Source organism: bacterium (genome assembly GCA_035419245.1).
In the GTDB taxonomy this organism is placed as follows: Bacteria; Zhuqueibacterota; Zhuqueibacteria; order Residuimicrobiales; family Residuimicrobiaceae; genus JAKPUX01.
In genome coordinates, this window is record DAOLSP010000009.1 from 13,059 (window position 1) to 30,251 (window position 17,193).

General features: G+C 50.1%; 10 protein-coding genes. All 10 read right to left on the bottom strand.

Going from position 1 to position 17,193, the window contains the following annotated elements; all coding sequences use genetic code 11:
- Positions 1-57: 57 nt before the first annotated feature.
- The 10 genes from PLH32_11650 to PLH32_11695 all read right to left on the bottom strand — a co-directional run bounded on the left by PLH32_11650 (position 58) and on the right by PLH32_11695 (position 17,168).
- Positions 58-1,977: an alpha/beta hydrolase-fold protein gene (locus PLH32_11650; GenBank protein ID HQJ65258.1), complete on the bottom strand. Its 1,920-nt coding sequence runs from the start codon at positions 1,975-1,977 to the stop codon at positions 58-60.
- 3 nt (positions 1,978-1,980) lie between these two features.
- The gene (locus tag PLH32_11655) at positions 1,981-2,880 is read right to left on the bottom strand and encodes an alpha/beta hydrolase (protein HQJ65259.1); all 900 of its coding nucleotides are present in this window, start codon (positions 2,878-2,880) and stop codon (positions 1,981-1,983) included.
- A 4-nt stretch (positions 2,881-2,884) separates the two neighbouring features.
- Positions 2,885-4,297: a DUF1593 domain-containing protein gene (locus PLH32_11660; protein ID HQJ65260.1), complete on the bottom strand. Its 1,413-nt coding sequence runs from the start codon at positions 4,295-4,297 to the stop codon at positions 2,885-2,887.
- A 45-nt stretch (positions 4,298-4,342) separates the two neighbouring features.
- Positions 4,343-5,908, bottom strand: coding sequence for an alpha-N-arabinofuranosidase (locus tag PLH32_11665; GenBank protein ID HQJ65261.1), 1,566 nt, complete (start codon positions 5,906-5,908; stop codon positions 4,343-4,345).
- 83 nt (positions 5,909-5,991) lie between these two features.
- On the bottom strand, positions 5,992-8,763 hold the full coding sequence (locus PLH32_11670; GenBank protein ID HQJ65262.1) for a glycoside hydrolase family 3 C-terminal domain-containing protein: 2,772 nt from the start codon (positions 8,761-8,763) through the stop codon (positions 5,992-5,994).
- 15 nt (positions 8,764-8,778) lie between these two features.
- On the bottom strand, positions 8,779-10,125 hold the full coding sequence (locus PLH32_11675) for a family 43 glycosylhydrolase (protein HQJ65263.1): 1,347 nt from the start codon (positions 10,123-10,125) through the stop codon (positions 8,779-8,781).
- Between the two features lie 26 nt (positions 10,126-10,151).
- On the bottom strand, positions 10,152-11,345 hold the full coding sequence (locus PLH32_11680; protein ID HQJ65264.1) for an SMP-30/gluconolactonase/LRE family protein: 1,194 nt from the start codon (positions 11,343-11,345) through the stop codon (positions 10,152-10,154).
- A gap of 90 nt (positions 11,346-11,435) precedes the next feature.
- A complete protein-coding gene (locus PLH32_11685) occupies positions 11,436-13,901 on the bottom strand; it encodes a glycoside hydrolase N-terminal domain-containing protein (protein HQJ65265.1) in 2,466 nt (821 codons plus the stop codon).
- A 10-nt stretch (positions 13,902-13,911) separates the two neighbouring features.
- Entirely contained in the window at positions 13,912-15,678 is a 1,767-nt protein-coding gene (locus tag PLH32_11690; GenBank protein HQJ65266.1) for a T9SS type A sorting domain-containing protein, read from the bottom strand.
- Positions 15,679-15,830: 152 nt separating this feature from the next.
- On the bottom strand, positions 15,831-17,168 hold the full coding sequence (locus PLH32_11695; protein ID HQJ65267.1) for a sugar MFS transporter: 1,338 nt from the start codon (positions 17,166-17,168) through the stop codon (positions 15,831-15,833).
- Positions 17,169-17,193: the final 25 nt, after the last annotated feature.

The following is a 17,193-nucleotide window of genomic DNA, read 5'->3' on the forward strand; positions in this document are numbered from 1 at the left end:
ATCTCGAAGATGTCCGACTTTTGGTTCCGGTTTATCCGGGCCGGGTAAGTATGGAATTCATCTGAACAGCAAAGGGGCCATATCATACAGATTGTGCCTCCATACCGGCCACGTGTGGCCTCCGGGATATTCACTATAGACATACTTTATCTTCATCTCGTCGAATCTTTCCAGCATTTTCCGGCAGTTGTTGTAGGCGATATCTTCCTTGCCGCCCATCGAGATCCAGAAAAGGTTCAGGTTGGTGTTGATGCGATCGACATTTTTTGCCATAAACTCGTATTGCGCATCCGCCAGACTATTCTGCATGGGTATGATCCAGCCGGAGCTGAATACGCCCAACCAGGAGAATAGATCGGTGTTATTAATGCCGGCATATAGGGTTTGCAGCCCGCCCATCGATAAACCGGCCAGCGCCCGATTTTTGGCATCGGTCTCCGCACGATAATTCTTTTCAATAAACGGAATAATACACTGTTTCAGTTCTGCCGAAAATATTTTAAAGGTATTTTCGTCAAAGCCGGATATATCCACATTTCCATCCGGCATGACAACCAGCATGGGCTTGGCCTTATTGGCGGCGATAAGATTATCCAGAATCAAATCGGTTTTACCCTGGGTGGCCCAGCCGCGTTCGTCTTCACCACCGCCGTGCAATATATACAGCACCGGGTATTTTTCATGGAGATTGGCGTCATAGCCGGGAGGCGTATAAATATAAAATTGCCGCCATCGGTAGAACACCGTCGAAAAATAGCGCTTTTTTCTGATCTCTCCATGCGGGACGTCTTTTATCGCGTAATAGTCGTCGCCTTTGAACGGCACTTCGATGCCGCTGGCCATGCGTCCCATGCCATAGAACGTTTCGCTGGCCGGATCAGCGACCGCCACGCCGTCAATCAGGATGGAATAATAATGAAAACCTTCGCTCAACGAATCGGTGGTGACCTCCCAGACTCCGGACGTATCTTTTACCATGTCGTATTTCTTGACCAGATCGAGTTGGACATTTTGCGCCTGCGGCGCTTTGAGTCGAAATATGGCCCGGCTGTCCGGCAGGATTTGCGGATATTGGGCTCTGCGGACGTTGCTGGCGGCAGGAACGCCCAAGACGCTGTACTTGTTGAATCGGGACGCGTCCACTGGTTTGAATAAAAGCTGGGAAAACATATACAGGTCGTTTTTCCAGACCTTAAAGTCGTGCACGCCCGGTTCGATATAAAAAATATGAGGAACATCTTTGGCTTGCAGATAATCGTGCGTGCGCCGACTGAACAGGATCAGACCATCACTATCGCCGCAGGAAATCCACAACAGCTTTATTTTCTTTTTAGCCTCTTCCGGATCCGGTACCAGCAATTCAGGACTCTTGGTGTTCGGCGCCGCTGAAAAACCGCCAATCCAGGCAAATGTATCCAGATGGCCCAGGCCGAAATTCAATGCCTGTCCGCCGCCCATGGACAGACCGGCAATGGCGCGGTGCTCGCGATCGGCAAGCACCGGATACCTTTTCTGGATGAATGGGATCAAATCAGATAGTAGATCCTGTTCAAAAGCGGCGAACGCTTGCACCTTTTCTGGATCCATGATGTTACCGACAGCACGATCGTCCTTCATGGCCCGGCCGTTGGGCATGACGACAATCATGGGCGCGATTTTCTTTTCAGCATAGAGATTATCCAGAATCACCTGCGGCTGACCACCATTGAGCCACTCTTTTTCATCACCGCCGATGCCGTGCAGAAGGAAGAGCACCGGGTATTGGACCTTCTTGACATAATTGGGCGGCGTATAGACCAGCGCTTTGCGTTTGGTGCCGACTGTTTTTGAGTGGTAATAGACGGTGTCGATTTTGCCATGGGCAATATCCGCGCGTAAATCGTCAAAACCGGATGGCGCATGTTTGATGATGCTTTGTGAATTGGCCATAAGAGGGTAGGCAAAGAAAATTAAAATGGCCCCAAGTAATCGTTTCATGATTCATCTCCACAATTTTGAATTTTTCATCCATTTGAATATGGACGGCATCCAATCCGCAGGCTGCTGAAACAGGACAAAACCGTGACCGCCATGGGGATAAATATGCAGTTCGGCTGGAACGCGGCAGTGCCGCAACTTTTCATAAAAAACGATGCTGTTGTCTACATCGACCAATTGGTCATCTCCTGCATGGGTAATATAGGCAGGCGGGGTGTTCTCATTGACCTGCAATTCATTGGAGAATTGCCCGATGATTTCCGGGGATGGATTGTCGCCTAGCAAATTTTTTCTCGAATCAAGATGGGTAAGACTGTCCTGCATACTGATCACCGGATAGACGAGTATCATAAAATCCGGCCGCAGATTCACTTTGGCATCATTGTTGATAACGACCCGGTCAAAATGCGTGGCGGCCGTGGAGGCCAGATGTCCGCCCGCGGAAAAGCCCATAATCCCGACTTGTTCAATTCCCCATTTTGCAGCATTTTCTCGCACCAGCTTAATGGCTTGTTGAGCATCCTGCAAAGGACCAATTTTTTTATCCTGCATGGTGGCATCATCCGGAATCCGGTATTTTAGCACAAAAGCAGCCACTCCGTTCTTTGCGAATTCTATCGCCGTTTTGACGCCTTCCGACTGGTAGACAATCACCTGGTAACCCCCGCCTGGACAGATGATGACCGCGGCGCCGGTCGCCTTGTCTTTATCCGGCAGATAGATTTCCAGGGTCGGCTTGGTCACGCCGGAAATGATGCCTGCAGGCTGATCGTTTCCGGTTTCCGTGACAGCAGACGCCTTTGTATTAGGAACAGCGCCCGGATACAGGTCGATTATTTCCTGTGCGCCGGCTGGGAAGGAAAGCGCCAATATCCAAATAAATGTAATTAAACCTGATTTCATTCGATTACCTTGATTTCGGTTCAATGGTTACCAGCACCCGTTTGTAGCGTGACAGCGGCGGATCACCTTTATCGGTAACGCGCAGTATGAAATGAGCAATTTCGGTTTTATCGACTTCCGGCGCCAGCAAAAACACTCTGTATAAATTCTCCGCCGAGGCGATTTTAATTTCTTTTTTGAATGAACCAGGTTCCGGGTAATGAAACCAAAGATAGCTCAGGTTGTCGCCGTCCGGATCATGCGTACCACCGGCATCCAGCCAAAATCCTGAACCGGATTGAACCGTTATTTGTTCTGGATGCGCCAAGACCGGGACCGGTGGATGATTCGCCATAGGATAGGATTTGATACACCAGTCCATGCGCGCGGCAAAATCATTTTGAATATCATCTCTCCAGCGCCACAAGGTCACTCGATTACCGGTGAATGTAACCGTGTCCTTTTGAACAGCTCGGCCATATTCAGATATCTGATAGGGTTCGTATTTATCAATCGCATTGCTCCAGATTTCCCGGGATTCGGGCTCGATGGGTACGCCGCCGGTAAATCCAAAGTTAAACGACGCATACCCGGGTATGTATCTTTCATAACGCCCGCCCCATCCGCCCCAGTCAGGACGCTCCGGCACATTCAATCCATTGGGAATTAAAGACAAAAAGGACGGTGTATCGCCTTCCATGCCATAGCCGACATCGGGATAGAGCGCGCCGAGTGGGCCGTGACCTTGTTGAATGTTGTGCGCCAGCCAGCTGTTGCTGACAGTCTGGTTATTGATGCCCTGTACGAATTGATGAATAGCGCCCCAGGTCGAATTTTCATAGCCACCGGGACTTACAATATAGAACAGATCCGGAAAATTTTTCCTTATCCACAGACCGCTGTCATCCTGATCCGAGATAGTGTAAACCCGAAGTTGGGCGAGCAGACGTTTCACCTCGTTTTTTGATCTGTTTTTTTCAATCTTGTAAAGCGCCTGAGCCAGCGTATTGGGCCCACCCCACACGCACACCCATAACGGTCGTTGGTCGTTTTCATCGAGTTCCTTGATGATCCAATCAGAACCCGGCGAATCTTGCCCAACGCCAACGCCTTGCAGGCCATAGACCGGCAAACCTTGTTTGACCAGCTGCAACAATGAATCAGCCTCAGGATAACCCGCTGCATGCCTAAGCAGATTGGCCTGCACTTTGGCGTAGGCGCGAATCAGTCGGCGAATCGATTCAGGATAGACATTGCTTCTCTGGTGAATCGAAGTAGTGGCGATCAATCCCTTTATCTCGATTTCATTTGAATATAAAAGCAACCGGATCATGGATTGCGTGTCGTCAGGATCTGCTTCAATGTCCGTCAATATGATAGCCCGGCATTTTTGATTCGCCTGGCCGTAGAGTGCGGGTAAAAAGAGCAACAGAAACATAGCGGCCCGAAGCAGCGCTTTATTCAAGGTGCACATCGCGGTCTCTTAATTGATTTCCAGTGTTATGATCGATTTGGCCGGCAGGTTGACCGTCAGAATGCCGTTTTGCACTTGCGCGCCTGTGAACGGCTTGATATTCACGGTTTCCGGTTTGCCGAAATCATTATAGTCATTCATTTTCGCGGCGGTGATGATTTCACCGGTGACCTTGGTGCCTGTCTTGCCCTGCAACTCGCAACGAAGCTTCTGGCTATTGGTCGGATCAAGATTGGCCAGTGAGAGGTGAATTTTTCCGGCCTGGTCCCGTGAAGCGGATGCACTTAACGCTGGTATCGAATTCGTTCCGGATGTATATGCGGCGCTTTGCAGATCGATCGGCAGCCGCACTGCATCCTGATGTACCGTGTACATCTTGAATACATAGTAGGTCGGTGTCAGCACCATCTCGCTTCCCCGGGTGAGAATCATCGCTTGCAGCACATTGACCATTTGTGCAATGCTGGACATCTTGACCCGGTCACAATGATTGTGGAAAATATTCAGGTTGACGGCTGCCACCATGGCATCGCGAAGTGTGTTTTGCTGAAATAAAAAGCCGGGATTTGTTCCAGGTTCCACGTCGAACCAGTTGCCCCATTCATCGACGACGAGGCCGATTCTTTTCTGCGGATCGTACTTGTCCATGACCGCAGCATGTCTTTGCACCAGTTCTTCCATGTGCAAGGTGCGCGACAGCGTGGCGAACCAATCCGCCTCGCCAAAGTTCGTCGCTGATCCCTTCTTGTTCCAATCGTTCACCGTGTAGAAATGCAGAGAATATCCGCCCAGAAAGCCCTGTAGCCAGCCATCGGTGGTCTGCCATTTTTTCATGATCGTTTCGGTCCAGTCATAATCCTCAGGCAAACCGCCGGAAGATATCTTGTAGAGCGAATTGCTGCCATAGTTTTTGAGGAAAAAGGAGTAACGCGCCAGTTCATTGGCATAAAAGTCTGCGGACATGATGCCGCCGCAGCCAAAGGTCTCATTGCCCACGCACCAGAATTTTACTTTCCAGGGTTTTTCCCGGCCGTTCTGTTTGCGCAGCGCTGTCATTGGATTGTCGCCATCGGAGGTAAGATACTGCACCCATTCCGACATCTCTTGAACCGTGCCACTGCCGATGTTTCCGCAAATGACGGGCTCGCAGTTGAGCTGCTCGCACAGGTCCATGAATTCGTGCGTGCCAAAGCTGTTGTCTTCCGTTACTCCTCCCCAATTCGTATTGACGATCTTGGGACGATCCGCTCGCGGACCGATACCGTCGCGCCAATGATATTCATCTGCAAAACAGCCTCCCGGCCAGCGAATCGCCGGGACCTTGATGTTCTTCAAGGCAGCGACCACGTCATTGCGTATACCGCGGGTATTGGGAATGGTGCTGGCTTCCCCCACCCAAATACCACCGTATATGCAGTGTCCGAGGTGTTCTGAGAATTGCCCATAGATATACTTGCTGATGGTATCCTGCGCCAATTCGGCATGCACCACTAGCTTGTTGACCACCGGCTGTCCCCAGAGCACAATCGGCAGGCACAAAAACAGAGCAACAGTTAAATACCTTATGTTTTTCATAATCAACTCTCCTGAAAACGAGGTTACATCCAATGTGTTTTTACTGATTGGCTGATGGTTTCTCTTGAAGGGCCTTACAGTCGTCACTCGATGATGATGGATTTTTTTAAACGGATATCTTGCGACGAACTCCCGACGAGTACCTCCCAAGGTCCAGATTCCGTTTTAAAATCGTTGCTGGCGGTATCGTAAAAAGAAAATTCTGCCGCCGGTATCTTGAATGAAAGCGTTCGGTTCTCGCCGGGGGCCAGACTGATTCTTTGAAACCGTTTCAATTGCCTGATCGGCGTTTTGATGCTCGCAGCCATGGGATGAGCATAAATTTGCACCACTTCATCACCTTTCACACGACCGGTGTTTTGCACCGTACAGCTAAGTTCTACTTCGCCCTCTTTTGTAATCCGATCAGAGGTGAACGTCAAATTGCTGTAGGTAAATTGGGTATAGGAGAGGCCATGCCCGAACGGAAAGAGAACCGGCTGGTTGAAATACATATAGGTGCGCGGATTATGAATCAGATCATAATCCGACATCGGCGGCAGCTGCAGTGTCGAGGCATAAAATGTTTGCGGCAGTTTGCCGCCCGGATTGACATCGCCGAACAGGACATCGGCAATCGCCTGGCCGCTGTATTCGCCGCCATACCAGGCTTCCACGATGGCCTTGGCTTTGGCTTCCGTTCCGGCCAGAGCGACCGGACCGCCGTTTACCAGCACTATTACCACATTTGGATTAACGGCGGCAACTTCCTGGATAAGGTCTCTCTGTATTTGCGGCAACTCGATCTCGCTGCGGTCCAGTTCCTCGCGAGCCATGCCCGGCGACGTGCCGAGCACAAGGATGACCACATCATTTCGCGCAGCTGCTTCCTTGGCATCTTTGTACTCTTTTTGCCCAAGATCCCATGTCAGTCTGGCACAGGCGCCCAGACCATTGTCATATTGTTCTAACACGACTTCATATTCCCGGCCCGGCTGCAAATCCACGGCCACACTGCTCGGCTGTTCAGAGTGATCCATCCAGTCGTTGATCAACAGCTTGCCATCCAGGTACAGACGACTGCCGTCATCCGTACTGACGCCGAGATGATGAATGGGTTCAGACGGGATTATTTTTCCCTTCCAGCGAATGGAGAAACGATCTTCCGGCAGACCGGGAGCGGGAGCGCTGGTGCCGAAATTAAAATTGATCATGGAGTCGATGCGCGTAATAACCGGTTTTCCCGAGAGATCCATATTGGCATAGTATTCTCCCTTCATTCCGGTTTTATTCGTGCCCTCCACGCGAGTGAAGAACTGCGGCTCAATGGGACGCAGCAATCCGGGCATAATGACGCAGCCCATCGCATACTCAACCTGCAGACCCAGAGCAGCGGCTTTGGACTTTATGCCGGCCAGTGGACTGATCTGAATATTCGGCCAGCCGCTGTAGATGCCGAGTTGGAGTTCCGCTGCATTTGGACCAATAACGGCAATGGACTTGCTCTTTTCCTTTTTTAACGGTAATACGCCCTCATTCTTGAGCAGTACGATGGATTTCTGCGCAGCTTCAAGCGCCAATGCACGATGCTCTTGGCAGTCAAGCCGCTCTTTGGGGATCGAACGGTAAGGCACGGCTTCCGGCGGGTCGAACTCACCGAGACGGAAACGGGCGGCGAATACTCTTGCCAACGCACGATCGAGATCTTTAACCTCCAACAATCCAGTTTTAAGCGCTTCCGGCAGGAATTGGCGATACTCCCATCCGCAATCCAGGTCGCATCCGGCTTGAATGCTTCTCGCCGCGGCCTCTGCTCCGGTTTTGAAGAAACGATGTCCGAAGACCATGTCATTGACGGCGCCGCAATCGGAAACCACAAAACCGTCGAATCCCCAATTCCGTCTTAACAGATCGGTCAGCAAGAAGGTGTTCGCATTACAGGGTACATGATTGATTTCATTATAGGCGCCCATAATGGAATAGGCTTTCCCTTCCACGATCGCCTGCTTAAAGGCCGGCAAATAGTATTCAAACATGCAGCGCATATCGACATCGGAGGAACCGGTGTGACGGCGCGCTTCTTCGTTGTTGGCCATGAAGTGCTTCGGAGTGGAAACCGTTTTCAAATAATACGGATCGTTTCCCTGCATGCCTTTGATAAAAGCGACGCCCATGCGGGATAAAAGATACGGGTCCTCGCTGTACGACTCTTCATTCCGCCCCCAACGCGGATCCCGCGCAATGTTGATCGTAGGACTCCAATAGGTCAATCCCTTGCCGGAGGTCGCGTTTATGACGCGCGCCTCATCCCCTATGGCAACGCCGACCCGGTAGACGGCGTCCGGATCCCAGGTGGCGCCCATGGCCACTGCTTGTGGGAAGGACGTCGCACCGCTGGCCAATACACCATGCAGTGCCTCACTCCAATAGTTATATTTTGGCACGGCTAATCGGGGAATGGCGTCCGTTTCGTTGGTCAACTGCCGGATTTTTTCATCCACGGTCATTAAACCGATCAAATCAGCCACACGATCTTGGTAAGCGTTCGGTTGGAATACATTGACAACGACCGAACTCCGGAGCGAGTCCTCGCCGGAAAGAATGAGGTGATAATATCCGGGTCGCGGGAACGTCACCCGAGTGACCGGATTTTCTGCGTCTTCAAAAACGACATCGGCATTCTGCGGGCATCGCCATTCCACTTTAGTTTTGCCTGATGATACCTTGCCCGAAAGTTGGGCCGTGTGCGTCTTTTCCCAATTAATAATCTGATGACGGCCGGCGTCGATGACACTGGTTTGACCAGGCAATGACGAAGACAGGAGCAGAGAAAATAATATCGTGACGATTAAGTGCTGCACGGTTCCTCGATTCATTGATTCCTCCAGGCACTATTCGAATTTTATCCAATCGACTGCAACGGGATTTTCATCATTGTGCACCATCACCAAATTCTGTATCCCCGGTTGTAGGCCTGAGATGGAAGTAGTGACGGTTTTCCACTCCATAGCTTTTGGAACAGTCACCTTGGCGATGATCAGACCTTCCGCGTTCTGCTGCCGCAGCAGCAGCTTGGCGCCAAACTCGGCTGCAGCGCGTACGCTGACGGTCGTGTATCGTCTTTCGCCAAAATCCACTGCGTTGTATTGCACCCAGGAGTGCTTGGCGTAGAGTGTAACCTTCCAACCGTTGGATTTGCATAGCGTGTCCTGGAACGCAACGGTTACGCCGGAAGGACTGGTACGACTGTAACGATCAATCTGGATTTTTTGAGAAGCATCCGTTATGCCGACGCCGCGCAAAGAAGGTACTACTTTTTTAATGGTGCCGTCGTCATTGAAGAACAGACTGTCGATTCTTACGGACCTGTTTTTATCAAAACGGGGTGACAGGTCATTGCTGTGATAGAAAAGGTACCATTGCTGCTGATATTCGATGATGGACGGCTGGTTGGTCCAGCAGCTGTCGGGAGATTCATCCATCAACACGCCGGCAACTTGAAACGGTCCCATGGGATTACGGCTGATGGCGTATTCGAGCCGTTCGATTTTGTTTTCCACATGCGGAAAAGTCAGATAATAAAGGCCGTTGCGTTCAAACACGAACGGACCCTCTTTCAAGCCCTTTTCAGGCAGACCCTGAACCACCTGCGGTTCAGAGGCGAGCTCCAGCATATTCTCTTTCAACTTGGCCACATAAAAATTTCTCGCCGCCCAATACAGATAAGCCTGCCCGTCTTTATCGATAAAAGGATTCGGATCGATGCCGCGGGCCTTTAACATGGGCCCTGGTTGCGGAATAAAGGGACCATCGGGTTTATCGGACACGGCGACACCGATGAAAAAACCTCTGCCCAGCGTCGTATCGGCTGGCGGAGCAGGGAAATAAAAATAATATTTACCGTTACGGCGGATGCAATCCGGCGCCCACAGGGCATAGAAATTTGCATTGACCCATGGAACCTTATCTTGACTGACAATCACGCCATGATCGGTCCAGTCGCAGAGGTTTTCAGAGGAAAAGACATGATAATCTTCCATGCAGAACCAGCCGGGGCGGCCCTTGCCTTCAACAGCGAGAATGTCGTGTGAAGGATACAGGTACACTTTTCCGTCAAATACTCGAGCCGCAGGATCAGCGGTAAACTGATCCAGGATGATCGGATTTTGGGCCTGAATATCAACGCTGATAAAGCCGAGAGCGGCAAACAGAAATACAACAAATTTAGAAGGGTGCACCAGTCAATCCTTTCGGAAAAATCGTTTTACTTTATGACGGTTAATCTTTTTGTTGCCGAATGGCCGAGCGCCGTCAGTCTGTAATAATAGACTCCGCTCGCCAACGGGGCTGCGTTGAACACGGCCACATGCGTGCCGGCCGTCTTGGCAGCATCCTCAATCGTGGCCACCTCTTTTCCGGTCAGATCGTACACCTGGAGCAAAACCGGAGCAGCCCGAGGGATCGAATAAGCAATATTGGTGACCGGATTAAAAGGATTGGGGAAATTTTGATAAACTTGGAACCCTTCCGGCATGCTCTGCCTGCTTTTCTCGACGGCGGTGGCCAGCGGTCTGATTTTGTAGAGCGATGTTCCCGCCGTAATAAACAAGGTCTTCCGGTCGGCATCACCCCAGGCGCAATTGGAAGCAGAAGCATTCTGGGGCAAATTGATCTGTCCGAGCAACAATCCGTCGGGAGAGATCACCCACACGGCTGAGGAACAGGTACAGTAAATATTTCCCTGTTGGTCTGTTTTCATTCCGTCGGCATACCCGAACGTGGGAATGGTATAGAACAGTTTTTTATTCGACAGGGTTGAATCATCAACAACGTCCCAGACATAAATTTTGCGCGCCTGCGAATCATTCACGTACAGTTTGGTTTCATCCGGCGAAAAGCAGATGCCGTTTGGCAGCGTTAATGTGGCTAGGAGGGAAAGGTTTCCGGCCGGACCGATGCGATAAATTCCGTTAAAGCTCAGTTCCTTTTGTTGCCCGCGGGGGATATTAAAATCAGGATCGGTGAAAAAGATGGCGCCGTCGGATTTGACGACTAGATCGTTGGGGCTGTTGAATCTTTTACCTTCATACTTGTCGGCCAGGGCCGTTTGCGATCCGTCTTTTTCAAAACGTACGACCCTCCTCAAACCCATTTGACCGGCCACTAGCCGTCCCTGCAAATCAAAAGTCAAACCATTGGTACTATCGGAGTGGGGGTGGAATATCTCTTTGCCGTTTTCAGCTGTCCATTTATAGATTTTATTGCCCTTTATATCCGAAAACAGCAAGCCAAGGCCCTGATGCCAAACCGGGCCTTCCGGTTGAAGAATATCGGTGGCGATCATTTCTACCCTGGCATTCGGATCCAGAACAGTCTGTGAAACGGTGATCGATGCAACGATCAGGATGCAAAAGCTGCAAATACCTCGTATGAATGGAAAATAAGTACGGTTATTCATTGTTCTGCCTTCATACCCCCCCAAATGGACGTCTTTCAGTAAAGTATCAAGGACTGGCGAAGGCCAGGTTGAATAACGGAATCACGGTCGTTAGGGATTCCGGATAAAAACATACTTTTCACCTGGTTTCGTGGCCACATCATACAAAAATGTGTCGCGCCCCTTGATCGGTTCCAGTTTCGCTTGCGCAGAAATCACGGGTTGTTTTATTTGCGGTACCTGATAAAATGGGTTCTGATTCTCGCCTTTCGCTTGAACGAGTTCAGCCTTCGCGTCACAACGCAACGGCGAGTAGGAACGAATCCGGCACTGGCCTCCCCAATGGGATTTAATCGTCAATGTGCAGATTTCGCCGTTTTGCCACTCCATATTTTCTATTTCAAATCCGCCGCGGGCGCGCAGGCCTTTTACTCTTCCGCTGCTCCAGGCCTCAGGTAAGGCGGGAAGGACAAAAATAGCGCCATCGTTGCTCTGGACCAGCATTTCCGCAATACCGGCCGTAAAGCCGAAATTCCCGTCGATTTGAAAAGGAGGATGCGCATCGAACATATTGGGATAGAGCCCGCCTTTTTCAAACTCTGGTTTATCGACCAGACTGAGCTGTTTCTTTATTAACTGATAGGCATGGTTGCCATCCAGAAAGCGGGCCCATAAATTGATCTTCCAGTTCATGGACCAGCCGGTAGAGGGATCGCCCCGGTGCCGCAGTGAGGTTTGTGCGGCCGCACACAGCTCCGGGGTCCGGAAGGGTGAAATCTGATTGGAGGGATAAACCCCGTACAAATGGGAGACATGCCGATGGTGATCATCCGGATTGTCCCAATCCTCCAGCCACTCCTGCAATTGACCGTATTGCCCGATTTGCAGAGGTGGTAAACGCTTCAGCGCATCACGGATACTGAGGACGAACTCCCGGTCCCGGTGCAGGATGGTCGCGGCCCGGATCGTCTTGGTAAACAAATCCAGCAGCAATTGATTATCCATGGTGGTACCGGCAGAGATGGATGATTCAGGATGACAGGATGGCGCATTTTCCGGAGAAACTGAGGGACATACAACCAGCCAATGATGCCGGGGTTCTTCCACTAAAAAACTGAGGTAAAATTCAACCGCGCTCTTAAGAACGGGATAAACCGTCTCGAGATAGTCCTGTCTGCCGTGGAATTCATATTTCTCCCACAGATGCTGGCAAAGCCAGGCGCCGCCCATCGGCCACATGCCCCAAAAGGACCCGTCGATGGGGCCAGTCATGCGCCACAGGTCCGTGTTGTGATGCAGCACCCAGCCTTTTGCGCCATACATCTCTCTGGCGGTTCGTTTGCCGGTTTCGGCAAGCTCCTGTATCATCTGAATCAGCGGCTCATTCATCTCGCTGAGGTTGGTGACCTCGGACGGCCAATAGTTCATTTCCGTGTTGATATTGACGGTATACTTGCTGTCCCAGGGCGGATAAAGCTGATCGTTCCAGATACCCTGAAGATTCGCCGGCTGACCGCCGGGCCGAGACGATGAGATGAGCAAATAACGGCCGAACTGAAAAGCCAGGGCGACTAATGATGCATCGTTTCCCTCGGCAAATTCCTTAATTCGAACATCGGTGGTATTTTGGGCGGCAACCGACGCCCCCAAATCAAGGCTCACCCTTTGAAAGAAGCGCTGATAATCGGCAATGTGTTCTTTTAGAGTCCGGGCATAATTCTTTTTTAAAGCAGCGTTTAAAAAAGCGTTTGCTCTTGCGCTGGCATCAGCGCTGATATCGTGATAATTCCTGAAGCTGGAGGCGATCGAAATATAGAGTGTCGCCTGATCGGCATCGGTTACAGCAATGCCGTTCTCCTTTGCGGATACCACACCTCCAACGGTCATTATTTTTACCAGCACTTGAAACCTGACTGCGCCTTTAATGGAATCGCAATCGCCGGTTGTTCCGGATATGATTATCTTGTCATTCCCTTCTGTGGCGATACGGACCGGCAGGGGATGCGTCAGGGACGCGGTGAAATTGAGCATGCCCGGTCTACCGGCAGAAATTCGGCAGATGATAACCTGTTCGGGAAAAGAAGCAAAAATTTCACGGGTAAAGGTCACACCATCGACATCGTACTGGGTGTTTGCCACTGCGGTTTCGATATTCAAATCACGATAGTAATTGGCGACATTTTCATGTCCTGGAAATACGAGGTTGAGATTTCCGGCGGTCTGATACGGCATACCCTGGGAATTCCGGCTGATGAACTTTTGATTCACCAGATCCTGCGCCTCTTTGTAATGACCGTCAAAAATCAATTGCCGAACTTGCTGCAATGCGGTTTTGGCTTCAGGATTGTCATTACGGTACGGCTGACCTGCCCAGATGGTATTTTCATTGAGCTGGATCGTTTCCCGCGCCGGATTTCCATAGATCATGGCAGCCAAACGACCATTGCCGATCGGCAACGCCTCGACCCATTGTTTGGCCGGTTCATCATACCAGAGTTTCAGCGAAGCGTTATCCTGAGCCCACGTGTCCAGGACTGGCACGAGACCCAGAATGAATAAGAGGCCAATTTTTTTCACACCTATTCCTTCAGTTGATAATGATCAGTTTCCTCATCTGCATGCGGTTGCTGCTTTCCAGTTTGTAGAAATAAATACCAGAGGCGAGCCCTTTCGTATTAAACTGGATCACATGAGCGTTTGCGGCCGCATATCCGTCGACCAAGGTCGCGACGACTTGTCCCAGTGAATTGAAAACCTTCAACGTCGTCCGGCCAGCTTGTGGGAGTGAAAAAGCGATGGTTGTACTCGAGTTGAATGGATTGGGATAGTTTTGCTGCAGTTCAAACGTGACCGGCTGGCTTGAAGAATGCACAATGTTCGTCACTCCCATTTCTTCGTCAATGGCAGCGTATTCAGCGCTTCGTTGCGCCAACCATTCTGCCTTCTTCACCGGAAACCAGTTTAGATCGCCTACAGGGTAACCGCCGGTGGCCCCGGTTAGCAGAGCGGCATCGCTGTAAGACAGATCGACCTGAATCGGCCAATCGGAGTGGATATAAGAATTCGGCCCTGTACTCACAATGCGGAAATCAGGCAGCAGAGCCATGCTGAGCGTATCCACCGTTGAAAGCGCAAATGCCTTTAAAAGATCGACCCGGCTGGTGAGCAGATCTTTAGTATCTGTAAAGGTTGGAAGAGTTGTGTATACCTGACCCAACTTGAAGTGGGGGTAAGTGGCCTTGTTGTTGAACATCGCAGTGGTACGTTGGTTCGTTATGACCATCTGATCCGCCCAGTCGCTCTGGCCGTTCACTTGCAGCGAATCCAGGATATGAACCATATCGGCAAGTCTGGGGTCCCAGTAAACGACATTGTTTTCAAACAGGTACTTTCTCGGCAAATTTCTGAACCGGTCAAACGTCGTATCGTTGGCCGGGTAGGTCTGCACATTGACCAGACCGATCGATTGCAGGTCGGTATCGTGTTCACCCATATCAAGCCACGGTATGCGAGAATAGGCCTGGACATTGCAATTCACAAAAATGTTGTTGGTTGTACTCATGTTGATCTGATAGCCCAGGTCCATGAACACATATCCGGCGCAATCGATCAACGTGTTATGGTTGAAAACAACTCGATTGAAAGGAAATTGGCGTAATTTGTACATCCATCCCGGAATATTGACATGCGTCGTATTTTCAACCAACAACGTATCCATAAAGCTGAACATGTCACAAACGCCGCCGCTGCGCCTGCAGGGCTGACCGCCCAGGTTCACGATATAGCAGTCTCTAATGAACAGCGAGAGGCCTGGTGTGAAGCTCGTGACAATGGTCCAGCGTGTACGCTCAAACAGATTGTTCTGCAGAGTCACTTTGCAGTTCGGATTCGTAACATAAAAGAAAACCCAACCTAAAGCGTCAGCCGAAGCCGCCGGAATAATATTACAATTCTTCACCGTGATGTCGTGCGCCACATTGATGCCGCCGGCATTGGTGCTCCCCCAGGGATAATTGCTGCCGCATATCAATGGCGGCGCTGAATTGGGATTCTTGTTGTTGACGAGAATCGTACTGTCTGCTCCGACAATGGTGGTCGGCCGCCGGGTCGTTGGATTTAAAAGCAGAGGATAATAACCGTTAGCCTTCAATAGATAGACGCGTCCGGGAGGGACATTGACCGAGTCCAGAAACAGGGCCTGATATAAAGAATTGGATTGTCGGCCCATTTCGTAATAGTCCTTGATCACCAGTGTGTCCCCGCGCACTTCGGAAACATAGTCGTTGAGCGTCTGCGAAAGGGCGATGGACAAGGGCACTAGGAGAGACGTCGCAAGTAGGGGCAGCTTTTTCATACAAGCCTCCTTTACAGGTTTAATGCCCGATGGCAATAAATCTGTTAACGCTCGGCCCGTCCATTATACTCATGGTTGACAAGGTTTATGATGTAATGATTCATCTTTCTGTTCAATCGACAAAGTTTTATGCACTCGAAGCACGTGTAACATCATCCGTGAGTCGTAGAGAGATTTACGACACCGTCAGTTTTACTTAATTTATGCCACATGTGCCCATAAAGAGCAACGAACGCAAAGCAACCCATCGGCATAAGAAATCCGACAGACATATTGTAAATATCTCCAAGATAGCCCATGAGTTTGGGCATAATTGCACCACCCATGATAGCCATGACAATATAGCCCGATGCCTTTTTCGCCTGTATGCCGAGCCCGTAAATACCCAATGTAAAGATCGTCGGAAACATGATCGACATAAAGAAAAAGCTCAGGAAAACTGCAGCAACCGAGATCCAGCCGAGTTGAAGAACGACAAGGCCGCACATCAAGACATTCAAAAGCGCATAGGTGCCGAGGGCACGATGTGCCTTGATTTTCCGCAACATGGCAGCACCCGTTGCACGGCCTAAAAGAAATAAAGGGAATCCTATTGTTCCGAGAAGAAATGTCGCGCCTTTTTCATTCAAAAAGTAAGCGCCATCGCGCAGGTTCGTGCGATCGACAAAGAACCAGCTACCGGCAATAGACTGGGAGAGAGATGGAATTTCTTCAACCATATAATTAATAAAAAAACTGAAAATACCTGCCTGAGCTGCAACGTAGAGAAATTGTGCAGCCACTGCTCCTGAAAAATGTGGATGAGACCAGATGGAACGCTTGATTTTCTTCTCTGCGGAATCACTGAGATGGTATTCATCCTCTGTATTCAACTCAGGAATGTCGGTAAAGTAAAAAATGATAGCCATCACGAGCACAATAATCGCCACTACCATATAAGGAATATAAAGTTGCTGCTGAGCGACTTCAGCACCTTGTGTGGAGTAGAAAAAAGCGCCGCCGATGATCGGTCCGAGAATCCAGCCGATACCATTAAAGGATTGTGCAAAATTAATGCGTGTTGCGGCATATTTTTTCGGACCCAGAACGGTCGTATACGGATTTGCCACCGTTTCCAGAATAGTTAACCCCATCGCGATCAAACAGACACCGAGCAGAAAACTCCAAAATGTCGAGATGTGGGTTGCCGCGATGAACCAAAAACCGCCCAATGACACCAGGAGAAGTCCGGATATGATTCCTCCTTTATAGCCAAGTTTACGGGCTAACCAGCTCGCGGGCAGAGCCATCAGAAAGTAGCCCAAATAATGTGAAAACTGCACCCAGGCCGACTGTGCTTTGGATAAATGCAAAAAGTCCTGAAAATGCTTATCCATCACATCGATCATGCCATTACACGTTCCCCATAACAAGAACAAGGTGCTTACAATGATAAAGGTAAAGAAATAGTTGTTGCCGGCATCGTCTTTGAATATTTTTAAAAACTTCATAAGATCTACCTTGTTTTTCTAAACC